The 18,827-nt window shown below is 73.0% G+C and carries 18 protein-coding genes; 6 read left to right on the top strand and 12 right to left on the bottom strand.

The window, feature by feature from the left end; translation table 11 throughout:
* Window positions 1-24 precede the first annotated feature (24 nt).
* Together IEZ04_RS25150 and IEZ04_RS25145 are read left to right on the top strand one after the other, a co-directional pair.
* Window positions 25-666 carry a lytic polysaccharide monooxygenase auxiliary activity family 9 protein gene (locus IEZ04_RS25150; RefSeq protein ID WP_229821259.1) on the top strand — a complete coding sequence of 214 codons (642 nt, stop codon included), beginning with the start codon at window positions 25-27 and terminating at the stop codon, window positions 664-666.
* 52 nt (window positions 667-718) lie between these two features.
* Complete coding sequence (locus IEZ04_RS25145; protein WP_189219226.1) at window positions 719-1,003, top strand: hypothetical protein; 285 nt, start codon at window positions 719-721, stop codon at window positions 1,001-1,003.
* A gap of 31 nt (window positions 1,004-1,034) precedes the next feature.
* On the opposite strand, the gene IEZ04_RS25140 is transcribed toward IEZ04_RS25145, so the two are convergent.
* The 7 genes from IEZ04_RS25140 to IEZ04_RS25110 all read right to left on the bottom strand — a co-directional run bounded on the left by IEZ04_RS25140 (window position 1,035) and on the right by IEZ04_RS25110 (window position 7,861).
* Complete coding sequence (locus IEZ04_RS25140) at window positions 1,035-1,637, bottom strand: sigma-70 family RNA polymerase sigma factor (protein ID WP_189219225.1); 603 nt, start codon at window positions 1,635-1,637, stop codon at window positions 1,035-1,037.
* A 99-nt stretch (window positions 1,638-1,736) separates the two neighbouring features.
* On the bottom strand, window positions 1,737-2,354 hold the full coding sequence (locus tag IEZ04_RS25135) for a hypothetical protein (RefSeq protein WP_189219224.1): 618 nt from the start codon (window positions 2,352-2,354) through the stop codon (window positions 1,737-1,739).
* Window positions 2,355-2,450: 96 nt separating this feature from the next.
* Window positions 2,451-3,416, bottom strand: a complete 966-nt coding sequence (locus IEZ04_RS25130) for an ion transporter (RefSeq protein ID WP_189219370.1) — start codon at window positions 3,414-3,416, stop codon at window positions 2,451-2,453.
* 110 nt (window positions 3,417-3,526) lie between these two features.
* Window positions 3,527-4,549, bottom strand: coding sequence for a hemolysin family protein (locus IEZ04_RS25125; RefSeq protein ID WP_189219223.1), 1,023 nt, complete (start codon window positions 4,547-4,549; stop codon window positions 3,527-3,529).
* Window positions 4,546-5,895 (bottom strand): hemolysin family protein, encoded by a 1,350-nt coding sequence (locus IEZ04_RS25120; protein WP_189219222.1) that lies wholly within the window; start codon window positions 5,893-5,895, stop codon window positions 4,546-4,548. Before IEZ04_RS25120 ends, IEZ04_RS25125 begins: the two co-directional genes overlap by 4 nt.
* Before the next feature lie 302 nt (window positions 5,896-6,197).
* A complete protein-coding gene (locus tag IEZ04_RS25115) occupies window positions 6,198-6,863 on the bottom strand; it encodes a response regulator (RefSeq protein WP_189219221.1) in 666 nt (221 codons plus the stop codon).
* A complete protein-coding gene (locus IEZ04_RS25110; protein WP_189219220.1) occupies window positions 6,860-7,861 on the bottom strand; it encodes a sensor histidine kinase in 1,002 nt (333 codons plus the stop codon). Before IEZ04_RS25110 ends, IEZ04_RS25115 begins: the two co-directional genes overlap by 4 nt.
* 287 nt (window positions 7,862-8,148) lie before the next feature.
* On the opposite strand from IEZ04_RS25110, the gene IEZ04_RS25105 reads away from it, so the two are divergent.
* Together IEZ04_RS25105 and IEZ04_RS25100 are read left to right on the top strand one after the other, a co-directional pair.
* On the top strand, window positions 8,149-8,634 hold the full coding sequence (locus IEZ04_RS25105) for a cation:proton antiporter regulatory subunit (protein ID WP_189219219.1): 486 nt from the start codon (window positions 8,149-8,151) through the stop codon (window positions 8,632-8,634).
* An 8-nt stretch (window positions 8,635-8,642) separates the two neighbouring features.
* Complete coding sequence (locus IEZ04_RS25100; protein WP_189219218.1) at window positions 8,643-9,869, top strand: cation:proton antiporter; 1,227 nt, start codon at window positions 8,643-8,645, stop codon at window positions 9,867-9,869.
* Between the two features lie 317 nt (window positions 9,870-10,186).
* On the opposite strand, the gene IEZ04_RS25095 is transcribed toward IEZ04_RS25100, so the two are convergent.
* Window positions 10,187-10,483 (bottom strand): hypothetical protein, encoded by a 297-nt coding sequence (locus IEZ04_RS25095; RefSeq protein WP_189219217.1) that lies wholly within the window; start codon window positions 10,481-10,483, stop codon window positions 10,187-10,189.
* 461 nt (window positions 10,484-10,944) lie between these two features.
* Here IEZ04_RS25095 and IEZ04_RS25090 point away from each other — a divergent pair, with 461 nt between their 5' ends.
* On the top strand, window positions 10,945-11,514 hold the full coding sequence (locus IEZ04_RS25090; protein ID WP_189219216.1) for a hypothetical protein: 570 nt from the start codon (window positions 10,945-10,947) through the stop codon (window positions 11,512-11,514).
* Between the two features lie 248 nt (window positions 11,515-11,762).
* Window positions 11,763-12,080, top strand: coding sequence for a hypothetical protein (locus IEZ04_RS25085; RefSeq protein ID WP_189219215.1), 318 nt, complete (start codon window positions 11,763-11,765; stop codon window positions 12,078-12,080).
* 89 nt (window positions 12,081-12,169) lie between these two features.
* Here the strand turns inward: IEZ04_RS25085 and IEZ04_RS25080 are convergent, their stop codons facing one another.
* The 4 genes from IEZ04_RS25080 to IEZ04_RS25065 form a co-directional block, all read right to left on the bottom strand.
* Window positions 12,170-13,141, bottom strand: a complete 972-nt coding sequence (locus IEZ04_RS25080; RefSeq protein WP_189219214.1) for an LLM class F420-dependent oxidoreductase — start codon at window positions 13,139-13,141, stop codon at window positions 12,170-12,172.
* A 90-nt stretch (window positions 13,142-13,231) separates the two neighbouring features.
* On the bottom strand, window positions 13,232-15,286 hold the full coding sequence (locus tag IEZ04_RS25075; protein ID WP_189219213.1) for a glycoside hydrolase: 2,055 nt from the start codon (window positions 15,284-15,286) through the stop codon (window positions 13,232-13,234).
* Between the two features lie 79 nt (window positions 15,287-15,365).
* Entirely contained in the window at window positions 15,366-17,414 is a 2,049-nt protein-coding gene (locus tag IEZ04_RS25070) for a beta-galactosidase (RefSeq protein WP_189219212.1), read from the bottom strand.
* Between the two features lie 55 nt (window positions 17,415-17,469).
* A complete protein-coding gene (locus IEZ04_RS25065) occupies window positions 17,470-18,810 on the bottom strand; it encodes an extracellular solute-binding protein (RefSeq protein ID WP_189219211.1) in 1,341 nt (446 codons plus the stop codon).
* Window positions 18,811-18,827 lie beyond the last annotated feature (17 nt).

Here is an 18,827-nt window from a genome sequence, read left to right as displayed (position 1 = left end):
TGTCATGGTCAGGCCAATCGCACCGTGTCCCGCCTGACCCTCGTCCTGAGCCTGCTCACCGCGGTGCTGCTGAGCCTGACGCCCTGGAGCGGCACCGCCTCGGCCCACGGTTCCGTCGTCGACCCGGCCTCCCGCAACTACGGTTGCTGGCAGCGCTGGGGCAGCGACTTCCAGAACCCCGCCATGGCGCAGCAGGACCCCATGTGCTGGCAGGCCTGGCAGGCCGACCCGAACGCCATGTGGAACTGGAACGGCCTGTACCGGGACGGGTCGGGCGGCAACTTCCAGGCCGTGGTCCCCGACGGGCAGCTGTGCAGCGGCGGCCGCACCGAGGGCGGCCGCTACAACGCCCTGGATGCCGTCGGCGCCTGGAGGACCACCGACATCGGCGGCAACTTCACCGTCAAGCTGTACGACCAGGCAAGCCACGGCGCGGACTACTTCCTGGTCTACGTCACCCGCCAGGGCGTGAACCCCGCGACCCGGGCGCTGCGCTGGAGCGACCTGGAGCTGGTCGCCCGGACCGGCAAGTACGCCCCCGGCCAGAACTACTCGATCGACGTGAGCACCTCGGGCCGCAGCGGCCGTCACGTCGTCTACACGATCTGGCAGGCGTCGCACCAGGACCAGACGTACTTCCTGTGCAGTGACGTGAACTTCCGCTGAGCCGGCCGCCAGGGCACCGGGTACCCGGTACGACACCGGGTACCCGGTGCGCATGAACGCCGAGAACGACCGCACACGCAATACGATCAACAGCGCGGTGGACCCCGAGCGGGCCGCCGAGGAGCAGCGCGCGGCCGAGCGTGAGCGGGCCGAGGCCCGTCCGTTCGACTATCCCTGTCCGGAGCGCCGCTCGAACGTCAGGGCCCGGCGCCACATCAGCAAGGAAAAGGCCGACGCCGACATGCAGCCCGGCATCACCGGGGGCTACGGTGCGACCGGCGGCGGACAGCCGGGCGGCACGGGCGTGGGCCGGGGCCCACGGCACGACGACCGCTGACAGGATCACCGCCCGGCCCGTCCGCCGCCGCTCAGGTGGCCGGCACGGCGGGCCGGTCGGCCGCCGCCAGCAGCTCCACGAGGTCCGCGCGGGCCCGGGCGACCCGGGAGCGGACGGTTCCCACCGGGCAGCCGCTCACCACGGCGGCCTCCGCGTAGGACAGGCCCAGGAGCCGGGTGAGGACGAACGCCTCCCGGCGCTCGTCGGGCAGGGTCTCCAGCAGGTCGAGCAGGGCTATGCCGTCGTCGAAGCCGGGCAGGCCTCTGGGCTGCGCGCCCTCGACGGCCAGCTGCCAGTCCGGCACGTCGGACAGGCGCGGGCGGGCGGCGGCGCACCGGAGACTGTCGACCACCGCGTGGCGCGCGATGGACAGCAGCCACGCCCGCGCCGAGGAACGGCCCTCGAACCGGTGCAGGCTGCCGAGGGCCCGCAGGAACGTGTCCTGCGCCAGGTCGTCGACGGCCTGCGGATCCGCGCACAGGTGGGCGACGTACCTCAGGACGTCCCGGTGCAGGGCGCGGACGAAGCGGTCGACGGCGGCCGCGTCTCCGCCGCGGGCGGCCAGCGCCCAGGCGGTCGCCGACTCGTCGGGGGTACGCACCGCGAACGCGGTGTGCGGGGCGGGAGTGATCACCTGATGTCCTTCCCGGTCGTCAGGGCAGGGGGAGACGGTCGTACGGACGTACGACCGAAGCCCGGGGCGCGTACGGCCGCCCCGGGTCACCGGCTGTCGTCAGCGGACAGCGGTTCCCACGGGCGGCCCCCGACGGGTGAGGGCGCAGACGAGGAGGAGCAGGCGCGGTGACCGGTCGTCGCGGTCACGGCGCGGGCGCGGCAGCGGCCGGAGCGGTGGCACGGGCCGGGCGAGCAGCAGCCGGAGCGGCGCCGCGAGCCGTCCCGCCAGGACGCGCAGGAGCCGGAAGACGGCCCGTTCCCCGTACGCGAGCCACAGGCCGCACAGCAGGGCGGCCAGCAGGTGAGCGGCGAACATGCCGGCCGACGGGGAGGCACCTCCGGCGTGCGCGGTCGCCCCGGCCGGGTCGGCGAGCCCCATGTGCGCGTGCGTGTGCGGATGCGCGACGCCCGCCGGCCCCGTACCGGCGTGCGCGAGGGAGAACGCCCCGTGCAGGACCGTCTGGGCGGCCACGACGACGGACACGACCAGCGGCAGTCCGCGCTCACGGCCCGCCAGGCACCAGCCCGCGGTCCCGGTCACGGCCAGGGCGGCCGCCAGCGTCCACCAGGCCACGTCGTGCCCGGACATCATGGCGTGCCCCAGGGCGGCGAGCAGCACGCAGACGGCCGCGAACATCGCGGCACGCGCTGCGCGAGCCCCCCACCCTGCCGTCATGGCGCCCCATCCTCACGTCCGGGCACACGTTCCCATGCCTTGGTACGGAGGATGCCCCGGGTGCACACTCGGTCAACCCACGAAAGGTGACCCGGATCACACACGTGCCGAGCCGGAGGGCACCCGCTCCCCGGTCTCCCCGGTCTCCCCGGTCTCCCCGCGAGGCGGAACGGGCCGGTGTCCCAGGCTCTCCTCCAGTTCGTCGAGGGCGGCGCGGGCCTTGGCGATGCGGTCACGCACCCGCTGCGCGTGGCCGTCCTCGCCGCCGTCCTCCGCGGCGGGCGGCCGGACGGGCCCGCTCTGCCCGCGTTCCATGTCCCGGGCCTCGTCGAGCGAGGTGAGGACCACACCGATCAGCACGTTGACGAGGACGAAGGAGGCGAGCAGCACGTACGAGGCGTAGTAGACGATGCTCCAGCGGGAGATCTCCAGACCGGCGCGCACCGCGTCGCCGAGTCCGTCGAGGGTCATCAGCAGGAACAGGGTGAGCACGGCGCGGCCGAGGGAGCCGTAGTGCTCGGGGTCGCCGTCGGCGAAGAAGACCCAGCCGACCATCGCGTACACGTACAGCAGCAGCGCGCCCACCAGCAGGAAGCTCACCGTGCCGGGCACGCTGCGGGCCACCGCGACGAGCACCACGCGCAGCTGGGGCAGGAAACGGGCGGCGCGCAGCACGCGGGCCAGCCGGAGCAGCCGCAGCACGGTGGCGTTCTCCCGTACGACGGGCAGGAACGCGCACAGGACCACGGCGAGGTCGAAGAGGTTCCACGGGTCGCGGAGGAAGTCCCGGGGCCGGTCGGCGTGGGCGCCGGCGCGCAGCAGGATCTCCACGGTGAACACGGCCAGGAAGCCGCGCTCGGCCGTCTTCAGCTCGTCGTGCCAGTGGTGCACCACTCCGGCGTAGGTCTCCACGCCGAGCACCACCGCGTTGGCGAGGACGAGGACGAGGACGCCGACGGCGAACCAGCGGGCGTCGGTCACGGCGCGGCAGCGCGCGGCCACGGCCTGGGCGGCGGATAACCGTTCGGTCCCGTCCCGGGGCGTCGCCGTCGCCGTCGTCATGCGGTTCAACGGGTTCTTCCTTCAGCGGTGCACGGTGCGCGGGGTGCACGGTGCGCGGGAGAAGCACGGGTGGGCCGGCCCGGGCGGGGTGCGTCCGGGCCGGCCCCTGGTCAGACGGCGGCCGGGGCCGGGCCGACCAGCTCCGTCAGGACGTCCTCCATCGTCACGAAGCCGAGCACGGCGCCCTTCTCCCCGGTGACCGCGGCCAGATGGCTGCCCGTGGCCCGCATGGCGGTGAGGGCGTCGTCCAGCGGGGTGTCGATGCGGACCCGGGTGACCGGGTGCAGCGCCTCGCGCGGGAAGGGACGGTCGCGCTCGGTGACACCGAGGGTGTCCTTGATGTGCAGGTAGCCGAGCAGGGTGTTGTTGGGGCCGGTCACCGGGAAGCGGGAGAAGCCCGCCTCTGCGGCGGTCCGCTCCAGCTGCGCCGGGGTGACGGTGTGGCCGACGGTGCGCATGTCCGGGTTGGGCACCAGGATCTCGCCGACCGGGCGGGTGCCCAGTTCCAGGGCGTCGCGCAGCCGCTCCCCGTCGGCCGGGCTGAGCAGTCCGGCCTCGCTCGCGTCGACGACCATCCGGGCGAGCTGGTCGTCGGTGAACACGGACTCCACCTCGTCCTTCGGCTCCACGCGCAGCAGCTTGAGCAGCGTGTTGGCGAAGGCGTTGATGCCGAAGATCACCGGCTTGAGCGCCCGGGTGAGCGCGACCAGCGGCGGACCGAGCAGCAGCGCGGTCTTCACCGGGGCGGCGAGCGCGATGTTCTTCGGCACCATCTCGCCGATCAGCATGTGCAGGTACGTCGCGAGGGTGAGCGCGATGACGAAGGAGATCGGGTGCACCAGCGGGTGCGGCACGTGCACCGACTCGAACACGGGCTCCAGCAGGTGCGCGATGGCGGGTTCGGCGACCGCGCCGAGGACCAGCGAGGAGACCGTGATGCCGAGCTGGGCGGTGGCCATCATCGCGGACAGGTGCTCCAGGCCCCACAGGGTCATACGGGCCCGGGTGTCGCCCTCCTTGGCGCGGGGCTCCACCTGGCTGCGGCGCACGGAGATCAGCGCGAACTCGCCGCCGACGAAGAACGCGTTGGTCAGCAGGGTGAGGACGCCGATGGCGAGCTGCAGGGCGGTCATCGGGCCTCCTCCAGGGAGTGTTCGAGCGACTCGGCGTCCGGCCGGCCGGCCGGTGCGGTGATGCGGACGCGGTCCGCGCGGTGGTGCTCGACGCCGAGCACGGCCAGTTCCCAGCCGTCGATGTCGAGCGTGTCGCCCTTGACGGGGATCCGGGCGAGCCGGGTGGCGACCAGTCCGGCCACCGTCTCGTACGGTCCCTCGGGTGCGGCGAGGCCCATGTCGGCGAGCTGGTCGATGCGGACGCTGCCGTCCGCCTCCCAGGTGTCGCGGCCGTCCCCGGTGCGCGGGGCGGGCACCAGGCCCGGCGCCTCGACGGGGTCGTGCTCGTCGCGGACCTCGCCGACGACCTCCTCGACGATGTCCTCCACGGTGGCGACACCGGCCGTGCCGCCGTACTCGTCGATGACGACGGCCATGGTGCGGGTGGCGCGCATCCGTTCCAGGAGCCGGTCGGCGGGCAGGCTGTCGGGGACCAGCAGCGGCGCCGTGGCCAGGTCGGTGACCGGGGTGGTGGCCCGCTTCTCCGGCGGCAGGGCGAGGACGTCGCGGATGTGCACGGTGCCCGTGACCTCGTCCAGGTGGTCGCGGTAGACCGGGAAGCGGGACAGGCCGGTGGCGTGGGCGAGGTTCGCCGCGTCGGCGGCCGTGGCGTGCACTTCGAGGGCCTTGACGTCCACGCGCGGGGTCATCACGTTCTCGGCGGTCAGCTCGCTCAGGTGCAGGGTGCGGACGAACAGTTCGGCGGAGTCCGCCTCCAGGGCGCCCTCGGCGGCCGAGTGCCGGGCGAGCGCGACGAGTTCCTCGGGGCTGCGGGCGGAGGCCAGTTCGTCGGCGGGCTCCAGGCCCATGCGGCGCACGAACCGGTTGGCGGTGCTGTTGAGGTTCCGGATGAACGGACCGAACGCGGCGGTGAAGGCACGCTGCGGCCCGGCGACCACCTTGGCGACGGCCATCGGGCGGGAGATCGCCCAGTTCTTCGGCACCAGTTCGCCCACCACCATCAGCACGACGGTGGACAGGACCACGCCCAGGACGGTCGCCACCGGCGAGGCGGCACCGCCCAGGCCGACGGCCTCCAGCGGGCCCCTGAGCAGGGCGGCGAAGGAGGGCTCGGCGAGCATGCCGATCACCAGGGAGGTGACCGTGATGCCGAGCTGGGCGCCGGACAGCTGGAGGGTGAGCCGGCGTACGGCCTGGAGCGCGCTCTCCGCGCCGCGCTCACCGGCCTCGGCGGCCCGCTCCAGGTCGCTGCGCTCGACGGTGGTCAGCGAGAACTCGGCCGCGACGAAGACCGCGCAGGCCAGCGTCAGCAGCAGGGCGAGCAGGAGCAGCAGGACCTCGGTCACCGTGCCACCCCCGCCCTCTGGATCGTCGCACGTCGTGGACGGCGGGGTATGGCACGGCAGGGACTGGGAGGTTCACCCATCGCTGGACCGTCGCTCCTTCTCATGACACGTCGGAAAACAGTGAAGGACACAGGATGACCTGCATCTACACCCACTGTAGAGGATTCGCGCGGAAGGGCAGGGTACGGTGGCACGCTTCGCGGCGGCCGGGCCACGGACCTCCGCCGGGCCCGTTCCCGGCACGTCCGGCCCGCCCCGGCGTGTGCCGCGCGCCCGCCGAGCGAGGTGCGGACGCCCGGTGTTCACGGCTCGATCAGGCCGACGCGGATGGCGTAGCGGGTCAGCTCCAGACGGTCGCGCAGACCGAGCTTCTGCAGGAGGTTCGCGCGGTGGCGTTCGACGGTCTTGATGCTGATGAACAGGATGTCGCCGATCTCCTTCGAGGTGTGGCCCTCGGCGACGAGCTTGAGGATCTCCTCCTCGCGTTCCGTGATCGGCCTGGCGGGCAGGGCGTCGCCCTGGCGCGCCCGGTCCAGGTACTTGCGGATGAGGGTGGTCTCCGCCCCCGGGTAGATGAAGGGCTCGCCCCGTACGGCGGCGCGGCAGGCCTCGACCAGGTCGCGGTCGGCGACCGACTTGGTGACGTACCCGCTGGCCCCCGCCTTGAGCGCCTCGAAGAAGTACTGCTCGTTGTCGTACATGGTCAGGATGAGGATCTGCACCTCGGGGCGGATGCGGGACAGCTCGCGGGCCGCCTGCAGCCCGGTGGCGCGGGGCATGGCGACGTCCAGGATGGCCAGGTCCACCGGGGTGGTGCGGGCCAGTGCGACCGCCTCGGCGCCGTCGTCGGCCTCGGCCACGACCGTCAGGTCGGGTTCGCTGTCGAGGATGAGCCGCACTCCGCGGCGCACGAGGGCGTGGTCGTCGGCGAGCAGGATGCGCACGGGTGCGGTCACAGGTGCGGTCATCGGGTCTGTTCCTCGGCTCCGTGTTCTTCGCTGCTGCTGTCTCGGTAACCCTGGGGGCCCTGGGGTCCGGTGATCTCCAGCCGGACCTCGGTGCCTCCGCCGCGGCGTGCCGCGACGGTGAGGTCGGCGCCGATCAGGAGGGCGCGTTCGCGCATGCCGCGGATGCCGGCGCCCTCGGCCGCGCCGCCGACGCCCTTGCCGTCGTCACGGACGAGCAGGCCCACGCCGCCGTGCGGGAGGGAGCGCAGCCGCAGTTCGGCGCGGCCGGCGCCGGAGTGGCGGGCGACGTTGGTGAGGGACTCCTGGGCGACCCGGTAGAAGACCAGCTCGGTGTCCTGGTCGAGGGCCGGCAGTCCGGGATCGATGTGGGGCCGTACGTCGAGGCCGGGCGTCGTGAACTCCGCGGCGAGCGCCCGCAGCGCGCTGTGCAGGCCGAGTTCCTCGAGCACACCGGGGCGCAGCCGGCGGGCGATGCGGCGGATCTCCTCCAGGCTGCTGCGGACGGCCTCCTGCACCTGTGTGAGGTCCTCGCGCACGGGGGCGGGGGCCCGGTCCGTCGTGTGCTTCATCTGCAGCAGCACGGCGGTGAGGGTCTGTCCGATCTCGTCGTGCAGCTCCTGGGCGATGCGCCGCCGCTCACCCTCCAGCGCGGTGAGGACACGGCCGCTGCTGGTGGCGCGCTCGGACTCCAGGCGGTCGAGCATGGCGTTGAAGGAGGCCGTCAGCTCGGCGATCTCGCCGTGGCCGGTGACCGCCGGGCGGCTGCGGGGCCTGAGGAGGTCCGCGGTGGCCATGGCGCGGGCGAGCCGTTGCAGCGGGGCCAGTCCGACCCGCAGCAGGGCGGCGTTGGCGACGAGCATCGCGGCCAGTCCCACGCCGAGCACGAGCGCCTCGCCGTGCAGGACGGGGGTGGAGACCGTGACGGGGCCGAGCAGCAGGAGCACCGCGACCACCAGGACGGCCGCGTTGAGCAGGAAGATCCGCCAGTACAACGACAACGGAGACCGCAACGACCGCGACAACGACATCCGTCCGCCTTTCCGGGTGGGCTCCCGCATCCACTCTCCCCGCCCACCTGCTGCCGGACCTGTCCTGCCGTGACCTGCGAAGAAGACGTTCAGCCGGACATCATCCCCGCCGCCGGAGCCCGCCGTCCATCCGTGCTGACACCCATGTTGCCCGTTCAGGCGCAGGTGGCAACATGTGCGGTCGGCCGCTTCGCCCCGCACCGCGGGAGGACCCGGCGGCCGTCTCAGGAGCAGAACGATACAAAGGGGGATGGGCTGTGCCCGCTCCACGGATGAGCACCACGCCGCTGCCGGGCATCGGTGTGCAGTACGACCTCACCACGCGTGAGCACCGGCACCTGTCGGTGATCGCACACCGGGATGGTGCCCGCACGGTGAACTTCTACCGTGCCGACGACCCCGACGCCTGCGCCCACTCGCTGCGGCTGACCAGCAACGAGGCCGACTCGCTGATCGACGCGCTGCTGCCGGACCACCACAGTCCGAGCCTGCTGAGCACCACGGACCTGGGTCTGGTCGCGGAGCGGATCGAGCTGTCCTCGGTGTCCCACTGGAACGGGCGGGTGCTGGGCGAGACGCAGATCCGTACCCGCACCGGCGCGTCCATCGTGGCGGCGCTGCGCCGGGCCGAGGCGATCCCCTCCCCCACCCCCGACTTCCGTCTCGCGGGCGGCGACATCCTCATCGTGATCGGAACCCGGGAAGGCGTGCAGGCCGCCGCCGAGATACTCGGACAGGAGTAGGCCACCGTATGCACTCCACTGCCATATTCCTCATCGAGTTCGGCGCCATCATTCTGGGCCTGGGCCTCCTCGGCCGGCTCGCCGCCCGCTTCCAGCTCTCCCCGATACCCCTCTACCTCCTGGCCGGTCTCGCCTTCGGCCAGGGCGGCATCCTCCCGCTGGGCACCAGCGAGGAGTTCGTGGCCATCGGCGCCGAGATCGGCGTCGTACTGCTGCTGCTCATGCTCGGCCTCGAGTACACCGCCAGCGACCTGGTCTCCAACCTCAAGACCCAGTACCCCGCCGGCCTCGTCGACGCCGCCCTCAACGCCCTGCCCGGCGCCGCGGCGGCGCTGCTGATGGGCTGGGGCCCGGTCGCCGCCGTCGTCCTCGCCGGCGTCACCTGGATCTCCTCCTCCGGTGTCATCGCCAAGGTGATGAACGATCTGGGACGGGTGGGCAACCGCGAGACCCCGGTGATCCTCAGCATCCTGGTGCTCGAGGACCTCGCCATGGCGGTGTACCTGCCGATCGTCACCGCGCTGCTGGCCGGCGTCGGTCTCGCCTCCGGCAGCGTCACCCTGGCCATCGCGCTGTCCGTGGCCGGCCTGGTGCTGTTCCTGGCCGTCCGCTACGGCCGCCTCATCTCCCGCTTCGTCTCCAGCGACGACCCGGAGAAGCTGCTCCTGGTCGTGCTCGGCCTCACCCTGCTGGTCGCGGGCATCGCCCAGCAGCTCCAGGTGTCGGCCGCCGTCGGTGCCTTCCTCGTGGGCATCGCCCTGTCCGGCGAGGTCGCCGAGGGCGCCCACAACCTGCTGGCCCCGCTGCGTGACCTCTTCGCCGCGGTGTTCTTCGTCTTCTTCGGCCTGCACACCGACCCCTCCAGCATTCCTCCGGTGCTGCTGCCGGCCCTCGCTCTCGCCGTCGTCACCGCCGCGACCAAGATCGCCACCGGTTACTGGGCCGCCAAGCGCGCCGGTGTCGGGGTGAAGGGGCGCTGGCGGACGGGCGGCACGCTGGTGGCGCGCGGCGAGTTCTCGATCGTCATCGCCGGACTCGCCGTCACGGCCGGCATCGAGCCCGACCTCGGCCCCCTGGCCACCGCCTACGTCCTCATCCTGGTCATCCTCGGCCCCCTCACCGCCCGCTACACCCAGCCGATCGCCGCACGGCTCGCCGCACGACGCACCCCGGCGACGGCACCGCAGGCCGGCCCGGTGAACACGGAACCGGAGAAGGCCGAAGTCCGGGACTGACCGTACGGGGCGTGACGCCGCCACCGTCGGCGAGGCCCGTGCCGAGCGCCGCCGGACCCGGCGCGCGCTCCCCCACGGCCGCCCGGGCGGTACGCGGCGGGCCACCCGGCCCACCCCGTTCCGGGCCGACCGGACGGGCGCCGCGCCGCCACCGTGGGCGGAGGCCCGTGCCGGACGCCGCCGGACCCGGCGCCCGGCACGCCCTTCCCCGCGGCCGCGCGGGGCGGCGCGGGCCGGGCGGGCGGGCCCGGCCCGTGGCCCGGGCGGCGGTGACGCTCCCACGAGCACCGTCGCACGGGCCGTCCCGGGCGCGGTGCTCACGGTGTCGCGCGGCCGGTGTGCAGCGCCTCCCGGTGCCGGCGGTCGGCCCGGCCGAGGAGGTCCATCGAGACGCTGGTGGCCACCAGTCCGGCGGCGAGCAGCAGCCCGTGTCCGCGTACGGCACCGGCCACCACCGCGGCGAGTGCCAGGACCAGCGCCAGCCGGATTCCGGTACGCCGGTGCTCGCGGGGGAGCCGGGGACCGCCGGGGGCAACGGGCCGGGCGGCGTGCGGGCCGTCGGCGGACAGCCCCGCGTCCGGGGCGACGGTCTCGTGGTCGTCGGAACGCTTCATGGGTCCTCCTTCACCCGGAACCGCCGGGCGAGGAGGTCCGCTCTCCGGTCGGCGGACCCCACGGCCCCGGCGTTCCGGCGGACGAGGCGACGGTCGCGGCGCCGCCGGCCGGATCCGGGAGGCCGGGTGCCGCCGAACGGTCCGCTCGGGAGCTGTCATCGGCTGTACTCCGTTCACCACGCGCGGCCGGGGCGCACGACACCGGCCCGCCGCGGTCCCGGCGTCCCGTCGACAGGGCCGCACCGTACCGGTCTTTCCGCACCCCACTCTCGCCCGGCGCACCAGCCGCACACCATCGGGTCCATGACTCATCTCGGGCGGGTCGCGACCAGTACGCCGTCCGGTGTGGTCCGGGTCATTTCGCCCACTCCGACGGCGCAGTAGCTTTTTGGGTACACCCCCTCTCCCCCGCTCCCTCCGTCCGCCGGCGGCGGACCTCCCTGGACCCGGACGGCCCGAACGTGCCCACAGATCTCTCCTTCCTCATAGCGGCGACCACCCGCTGGCTCACCCGTGCCTATCCGACGGGCGGCGGCGTGCTGGCGTCCGCGCTCTGCGAGGCACAGGTCCGGCAGGCCGTGACGGTCGCCGCCTGGCTGCGCTACCCGACGTCCATGGACGCCGCGCTCGTGGCGGTGGCCGGCCCGGGGGGCTCCGCGCGCCTCGACTGGATCACCGGCTCCGACGGCCCCGCGCACGGCGGGACCGGGGGCGGGGACCGGGAGGCCGACTCCGCCTGGCGTACCTGGGTCGACGAGGTCGTCGCGAGCTGGGCCGCCTCCCTCCTCGGCGCTCCCGCGCTGGCCGCCGCCGCGGTCACCGCCCTCGGCACGACCGAGCATCTGGACGGTCTGGCCGTCGAGTTCCGCCGTCTGGTGGCACCGGACGAGCACGACCGGCGGGCCGCCGTCCTGCTGCGCCATCCGGACCTGTTGGCCCCGGTGGCCGAACTGCACCGCGCCCAGCTCCTGTCGGTGCTCGCCACGCCCTCCGCCGCCGAGTCCCCCGACGACTTCCCCGAGGCCTGCTGACGCGCCCGGACGGCTCAGCGACGCCCGTCCGAGGGCCCCTCGCGCACCATGCCACGGGCACCCGTCCGGGCGGCGGCGGATTGTCACGGGGAGCCGTGCGGAATGCATCCTCTGCTCCGCTGCGCTCCGTCCCCGGGACCCCTTTCGAGTGGCCGGGCGAGAAGCATGCGTAAGACGTCCGCGATGTGTGGAATGTCTGAGATGTCTGGAACAACGGGTTGCAGACAGAGTTAAATCAGGAGGCGCACATGCGCGTTCGTCGTCTTGTGGGAGCAACTGTTCTGGCAGCCGCCGTTGCCATAGTGGGAGGAGCGGGTACCGCGGCCGCGACCGACGGCCCCCACGGGAGGGACTCCGGGTACTCGGGCAACCACGACGGCAAGGGCCACGGGTGGCTCGGCGACGGTGATGACGACGGCTGGGAGGTCGAGGGCCACTACGGTCGCCGCGGCGAGCACGGCCACTTCTTCAACATCGGCGGCCCCTACGGGCTGACCCACGCCGGTGGCGGGAAGTTCGAGAAGACCGGCGGCTTCGAGCTCGAGCGCGGCGGCGACCACGACTGACTCCCGCGCCGCACCTCGCCCGATGTGAATCCGGCGACTGCAGCAGGGGCCCCGGCCACACCTGGCCGGGGCCCCTGCACGTGGTGCGCTCAGGCGAAGGCGTCCCGCAGCGCGGGCAGCAGCGTCTTCTCCGACCACTCCAGGTAGGGCCGCTGGTGCTCCCCGCCGATCTGCACCAGCGCGACCTCGGTGAACCCGGCCTCGACGTACGGCCGCACCGCCTCCACGAACGCGTCGACGTCGTCACCGCAGGGAATGGACTCGGCGACGTCGTCCCGCGTCACGTACTGCGTGGCCGCGTCGAAGGAGTCCGGGTGCGGCAGCTCGGAGTTCACCTTCCAGCCGCTGCCGAACCAGCGGAACTGGTCGTGGGCGCGGGCGATCGCCGCGTCGCGGTCGGTGTCGTAGCAGACCGGCAGCTGCCCGACCCGGGCCTTGCCCGCTCCCCCGTGCCGGTCGAACGCCTCGATCAGCTCCTGCTTGGGCTCGGTGGCGATGACCAGGTCGGCCAGGCGGCCGGCGAGGCGGCAGGACTGCTCGCCGGAGACGGCCATGCCGATGGGCGGCGGCGCGTCGGGCAGGTCCCACAGCTTGGCCGAGTCCACGTCGTAGTGCTTGCCGTGGTAGGTGACGTGCTTGCCCTCGAACAGCGCGCGGATGATCTCCACGGCCTCCGTGAACATCTCGTGCCGCACGTCGGCCGCCGGCCAGCCGCGGCCCACGACGTGCTCGTTGAGGTTCTCCCCGGAGCCGAGGCCGAGGCGGAACCTGCCCTCGGAGAGCAGCTGCAGCGTCGCGGCCTTCTGCGCCACGACGGCGGGGTGGTAGCGGAACGTCGGGCAGGTCACGTACGTCATCAGCGGGATGCGAGAGGTGGCCTGGGCCGCCGCGCCCAGCACGGTCCACGCGTAGGGCGAGTGCCCCTGGGACCGCAGCCAGGGGAAGTAGTGGTCACTCGTCACCGAGAAGTCGAAACCGGCCTCCTCCGCGCCGACGACATGGTCGACGAGGTCACGGGGTCCGGCTTGCTCCGTCATCATCGTGTATCCGATCTGCACCATGACCACCGCGTCCCCGCATCACCGGGGGAGAAACGTGCCGCTGTCCGCCCCGTGACGGTCACGGGGCGGACGGCGTGGTCTGCGACCGGTCTACTTCCGCGTGACGTCCACGATCCGCCAGCGCTGGTTGGCGCCGGAGTTGGGCTGCCACACGGTGACGGCCGCGCCCTCGTGCGTGGCCTGGCCGCCGACCTCCAGGAGCTGTCCCGTGCCGGCGTTGACGAGGGTGTACGTGCCGTCACCGGTGGTCGACAGGAGCCACTGGGCGGCCGCGTCGCGCCGGCCCCGGTCGGGCTCGGCCACGGCGGCGCCGTCGCGGACGGCCAGCCGCTCGCCGTCGGCCGCGTTCGTGAAGACGTACCGCTGGAGGACGCCCGCGTCCTTGCCGACGGAAGCGAGCCGCCACCGGCCGGACCGCTCGGCGGTGTCCTCGGCGGCTGCCTTGATCACCAGGCCGCTGCCGTCGTCCGCGACCGTGAGCGCCTTGCCGCTCTGCACGCCGGTCAGGGTGTACGTGTGGCCCTTGCGCAGCAGCGGGGCGTCCTCCGCCACCCCGGACACGCCCTCGACGACGAAGGACGTCACCGACTGGGCGGGCACGGTGAAGGTGGCCGCGCGGTCCTCGACCTTGATCGCCCGGTGCCGTTCGAGCTTGCCGTCGGCGCTGGTCACGACGGGGGTGACGGTGGCGTTCCGGCTGATGGTCCGGAACCTGGACAGGTCGACGGTGACCGTACGGGCCTCGGTGGTGCCGTTGACGTGGACGAGGGAGGCGCCCTTGCCGTCCTTCGTCACGGCGGCGGCGCTGGAGGTGTCGTCCACCTTGATCAGCCGGTCGCCGGGCTGGATGAAGTGAGTGAAGTTGCGGGCGGTGTCGAACTTGGTGTTCGTGTAGATGGGGCAGGTCTCCAGGGTGTCCTCGTCGGTGCAGTCGAACGGGAGCTGGATGCTGCCCCAGTTGCCGCCCTTCTCCGACTCGCCGCCGGGCTTCATGTTGTCGTAGTCCTCGACGGGCTGCCAGAACACCCAGGCGCGCGGTTCGAGCTCCCGCAGGTCGTCCACGATGCGCTGGGCGAGGCCGAGGCCCGGCCGCATGTCGGTGAAGCTCTGCCCGTCGCCCCAGTCGCCCTCGACCTCGCTCATCCACAGCGGCTTGTCCGCGGCCTTGGCCAGGTCGCGGACGGTGGTGCGCTGCCCGGTGCCGTAGGTGTGGACGTTCATCTGCCCGACGAGGTCGCGGACCTCGGGGGCGTAGGCGGTCCAGTTCTGCGCGAAGATGCCCGGGTTGGTCTCGTCCATCGCGGAGATCTCCGCCTTGGTCCTCGCCTTCTTCAGGGCGGGCGCCAGGGCCTTGATCACCTTCTGCTGGAGTTCGGGACCCATGTGGGCGCCCTCCTGCCGGCCGCCGACGGGCTCGCCGTCGGCGCCGAGGCGGGTGCTCCAGTAGTTGGTGTTGGGCTCGTTGAACGGGTCGACGGTGTCGACCTCGATCCCGTGCGCCTTCTCCAGCCGCTTGGTGACGCCCGCCAGGTACGCGGCGAAGTCGTCGATCGATTCGGTCTTCAGCTGGTCGTCGGTGGCGTTGAAACCGCCGGAGACGTAGCCGCTCTCGGTCATGAACCAGGGCGGTGAGTTGCTGAAGGTCTCCCAGTGGGTGATGTCCTTCTTGATGCGGTCCACCCACCAGCGCTGGGTGGCGTCGGCGTCCTCGTTCCAGTCGGCCGGGTCGTCCGCGCTCCACCAGTCGGTGTCCTCGCGGGTGGTGCCCTCGGGCGCCCGCCACCAGCCCTCGACGGCGCCGCCGGCGCGCAGGTAGTCCCGCACGTCGGGCGCGTTGCCGCCGCCGACGTTGTAGCGGGCGATGTTCAGGGCGAGGCCGTCGTCGCCGAAGAGGAGCCCGGCGAGCTTCTCGCGTATCTCGTCCGGGTAGTCGCCGGTGGCGTTGGCGAACCAGACGAGGCTCGTCCCCCAGCCCTCGAACCGCTCCTGCTGGTAGGAGGGGTCGGGCCGGACGGTGACGGCGGCGGTCTCGGCCGTCACCGCCCGGGCCTCGGGCGAGGGGGCGGTGACCAGGGTGGCCGAGGTGGCCAGGGCGGTGAGGGCGGCGGCCCCGAGGAGCCGTCTGCTGCGGGTACGGCGTGCCATCGTGTGCTCCCGACTCGTGACGCGTGGAGGTGGTGGTCGCTCTGGTGGTGTGCGGGCGGTGTCCCGGTGGGCCCGGTGGTCAGTCCGCGGGCTGCCGCAGTACGGCGACGCCCCTCGGTTCCAGTACGAGGGCGCCGTCGTCGCCGGCGGTGCCGAGCAGGACCTCCCCGTCGGGCTCGCCCAGCGGCACGCTCTCGTCGCCCCGGTTCACCAGGAACACGAAGCGGGCGTCGGGGCCACGGCGCACCGTCTGCTCGACCCGCCCCCGTGCGGCCTCGGGCAGGTCGCTCGTGATGCCGGCCGGGCCGAGCAGGCGCGGCAGCAGGGCGGTGAGCCCGTCGGCGCCGAGCCGCGTGGAGACGTACGCGGCCGAACCGCTGCCGGTGGTGCGGCGGGTGACGGCGGCCCGGCCGGCCTGGTCGCCGGTGCGGTAGCGGGTGAGGACCTCCGTCTCCGGGTCGGTGACGGTGACCCGGTCGGTCCACAGGGTGCCGGTCGTCGCGTCGTCCAGCTCCACGGTCGCGTCCGCGGGCAGCGGGGCGAACTCCTCGATGCGGATGCCGAGCAGCTCGCGCAGGGCGCCCGGGTAGCCGCCGAGCCAGACGTGGTCGTTCTCGTCGACGAGGCCGGAGAAGTACGTGGTGACGAGGTGGCCGCCGTTCTCCGCGTACCGGGTGAGCTCCTTGGCCAGCCGTTCCGGGACGACGTGCAGGACGGGGGCGACCAGCAGCCGGTAGCGGCCGAGGTCGGTGCCGGGCCGGGTGGTCACGACGTCGGCGCGGATGCCGAGGGCGAGGAGCGCGGAGTACCAGTCGAGCGCCTCCTGCCGGTAGTCGAGGAGCTCGGTGGGGTGGGCGTCCTGCTCGCTCGCCCACCACGAGTCCCAGTCGAAGAGGATGCCGACCGGGGCGGGCTCGCGCTCGGTGCCCGCGACCGGGGCCAGCGTCCTCAGCGTGGCGCCGAGGGCGGTCACCGCGCGGAAGACCTCGCTGTCCGGACCGGCGTGCGGCACCATCGCCGAGTGGTACTTCTCGGCGCCGGCCGCGGACTGACGCCACTGGAAGAAGCAGACGGCGTCGGCGCCGTGCGCGACGTGCAGCAGCGAGTCGCGGGCCAGCTCGCCGGGCCGCTTGGGCACATTGACGGGCTTCCACTGGACGGCGCCGGTGGAGTGCTCCATCAGGAACCAGGGGCGCCCCAGGGCGATGCCACTGGTGAGGTTGGCGGAGAAGGACAGCTCGTCACGGGCCTGCGGGCCGGGGTGGACGTAGTGGTCGTTGGAGACGAAGTCGACCTCCGCCGCCCAGTCGGCGTAGTCGAGGCCCTTGATGCCGGGCGTCAGCATGAAGTTGGTGGTGACGGGGACGTCGGGGGTGAGCTCCCGCAGGACGTCCCGCTCGGCGCGCAGGTACTCCTTCAGCGCGTCCGACGAGAAGCGCTTGAAGTCGAGCTGCTGGGTGGGGTTGGAGAAGGACGCGGCGAGCCGGGGCGGCAGGATCTGCTCCCAGTCGCTGTAGCGCTGGGACCAGAAGGCGGTGCCCCAGGCGTGGTTGAGCGCGTCGAGGGTCCCGTAGCGGGCGCGCAGCCAGTCGCGGAAGGCGCGCGCCGCGTCGTCGGAGTGGTCGTACAGGTTGTGGCAGCCCAGTTCGTTGGAGATGTGCCAGGCGACCAGGGCGGGGTGGTCCGCGTAGCGGGTCGCCAGCTCGCGCACCAGGCGCAGGGCGTGCTCGCGGAAGACGGGCGAGGTGGGGCGCCAGTGCTGGCGCGCCCCCGGCCACAGGGTCTCGCCGGCGGCGGTCACCGGGAGGATCTCCGGGTGGGCCAGCGTGAGCCACGGCGGCGGTGACGCGGTGGCGGTGGCCAGGTCGACCCCGATGCCGCCCGCGTGCAGCAGGTCCATGACCTCGTCCAGCCAGCCGAAGTCCCACGTGTCCTCGGCCGGCTGCAGCCGGGCCCAGGAGAAGATCGCCACGGAGACCGTGGTGACGCCGGCCTCGCGCATCAGCCGGACGTCCTCCTCCCACACCTCGCGGGGCCACTGCTCGGGGTTGTAGTCGCCGCCGTAGAGGAGGCGGGGGGAGTCTCCCCTCGCTCCGCGCAGCAGGTGGGACAGGGGGGTGGAGGTCATGGGGTCCTTCCGGTGGGTGACGGGGGCGGCGGACGGGGAGGTGCGGCGGGCCGGGCTAGCGCTCGACGGTGAAGCCCTGCTCCTCGCCGTACCGCAACGAGGCGTCGCGCCAGGTCTTCAGCCCGTCGGTCAGCCGGGTGTCCGACACGTACGCCTTGCCGACGGTGTCGTTGAAGACGGAGTTGGCGTAGATCTGGTACGGCAGGTACGTCCAGTCGGCGGCGACGTTCGCGGCCGACTCGGCGAAGATCCTGTTGGCCTGCTGCCCGCCGAAGTAGTCGAACTTCGTGTCCTGGAACTCCTTGGAGTCCAGCTGCGCGACGGTCGCCGGGAAGGCCCCTCCGGCCACGCGGGTCTGCACGCCCTCGCCCGCGCCTGCGTACTCGACGAACGCGTAGGCGAGGGCCTCGTTCGCGCCCAGCCTGGGCAGGGTCAGCGCACTGCCGCCGTTCTCCGCGCTGGTCGCCCCGCCCTCGGTCCACTGCGGCAGCGGGGCGACGCGCCAGTCACCGGCGGCGCCCGCCGCGCCGGAGGCGAGGTTGGCGGGCATCCAGGCGCCGGTGGCGAGGGTGGCGATGGTGCCGTCGGCGAGGCCCTTGTACCACTCGTCGGACCAGCTGGCGATCGGGGTGACCAGCTTCTCGTCGAGCAGCTGCTGCCAGACGGTGGTGTAGGCCTCGGCACCCGGATCGGAGAAGTCGACGCCCACCGTGGTGCCGTCGACCCGGTAGGGCCGCGAACCCGCCTGCCACAGCATGCTGGTGGTGAAGCCCGCCTCCCCGATGTCGTTGGTGATGTACGCCTTCGGATCGGCCTCGTGCAGGGCGCGGGCGGCCTCGACGTACTCGTCCCAGGTGGTGGGCACGTCGATGCCGTGCCGGTCGAAGACCCGCTTGTTGTAGAACAGGGCCATCGGCCCGGAGTCCATCGGCAGGCCGTAGATGCCCTCGCCGCCGCCCTTCACACCGTTCCACGGGCCGGGGGTGTACGCGTCGGCGAGCTCGCCGGCGCCGTAGTCCGTCAGGTCGGTGAGCTCCTCGGTGAGCACGTACTGTCCCATCGCGAAGTACTCGATCTGCGCGACGTCCGGCACGCCCCGCTCCGCCGAGACGGCGTTCTGCAGCGCGGTGTACTGGTCGCCGTTGACGCCCGGGTTGACCAGGTCGATCTCGACCGCGGGGTGTGCCTTCTCGAAGTCGGCGGCCACCTGTTCGAGCGTGGGTTCCCACGCCCAGACGGTGAGGGTGCCGCCCTTCTCCAGGGCGGCCTCGATGTCCGCCCTGGAGAGCGACGTGGGGTTCGTGCCGCCGTCGCTTCCGCCGCAGGCGGTCGCCGCCAGGGCGAGGGCGCAGACGAGGCCGATGCCGCGCAGCAGGCGGCGGGAGCGCTTCTCCATGGTCGTGCTTCCACTTC

The sequence above is a fragment of the Streptomyces ruber genome (assembly GCF_014648075.1).
Classification (GTDB): Bacteria; Actinomycetota; Actinomycetes; order Streptomycetales; family Streptomycetaceae; genus Streptomyces; species Streptomyces ruber.
This window is presented reverse-complemented; position numbering and strand designations above follow the sequence as displayed.

Excerpts from the sequence above, each read along its gene's own strand:
- IEZ04_RS25145 (WP_189219226.1), top strand. The coding sequence starts at position 719 with ATGAACGCCGAGAACGACCGCACACGCAATACGATCAACAGCGCGGTG.
- IEZ04_RS25100 (WP_189219218.1), top strand. The coding sequence starts at position 8,643 with ATGCACTCCACTGCCATATTCCTCATCGAGTTCGGCGCCATCATTCTG.
- IEZ04_RS25095 (WP_189219217.1), bottom strand. The coding sequence starts at position 10,483 with ATGAAGCGTTCCGACGACCACGAGACCGTCGCCCCGGACGCGGGGCTG.
- IEZ04_RS25065 (WP_189219211.1), bottom strand. The coding sequence starts at position 18,810 with ATGGAGAAGCGCTCCCGCCGCCTGCTGCGCGGCATCGGCCTCGTCTGC.
- IEZ04_RS25125 (WP_189219223.1), bottom strand. The coding sequence starts at position 4,549 with ATGACCGCCCTGCAGCTCGCCATCGGCGTCCTCACCCTGCTGACCAAC.
- IEZ04_RS25080 (WP_189219214.1), bottom strand. The coding sequence starts at position 13,141 with ATGGTGCAGATCGGATACACGATGATGACGGAGCAAGCCGGACCCCGT.
- IEZ04_RS25085 (WP_189219215.1), top strand. The coding sequence starts at position 11,763 with ATGCGCGTTCGTCGTCTTGTGGGAGCAACTGTTCTGGCAGCCGCCGTT.
- IEZ04_RS25135 (WP_189219224.1), bottom strand. The coding sequence starts at position 2,354 with ATGACGGCAGGGTGGGGGGCTCGCGCAGCGCGTGCCGCGATGTTCGCG.
- IEZ04_RS25130 (WP_189219370.1), bottom strand. The coding sequence starts at position 3,416 with ATGACGACGGCGACGGCGACGCCCCGGGACGGGACCGAACGGTTATCC.
- IEZ04_RS25075 (WP_189219213.1), bottom strand. The coding sequence starts at position 15,286 with ATGGCACGCCGTACCCGCAGCAGACGGCTCCTCGGGGCCGCCGCCCTC.
- IEZ04_RS25115 (WP_189219221.1), bottom strand. The coding sequence starts at position 6,863 with ATGACCGCACCTGTGACCGCACCCGTGCGCATCCTGCTCGCCGACGAC.
- IEZ04_RS25070 (WP_189219212.1), bottom strand. The coding sequence starts at position 17,414 with ATGACCTCCACCCCCCTGTCCCACCTGCTGCGCGGAGCGAGGGGAGAC.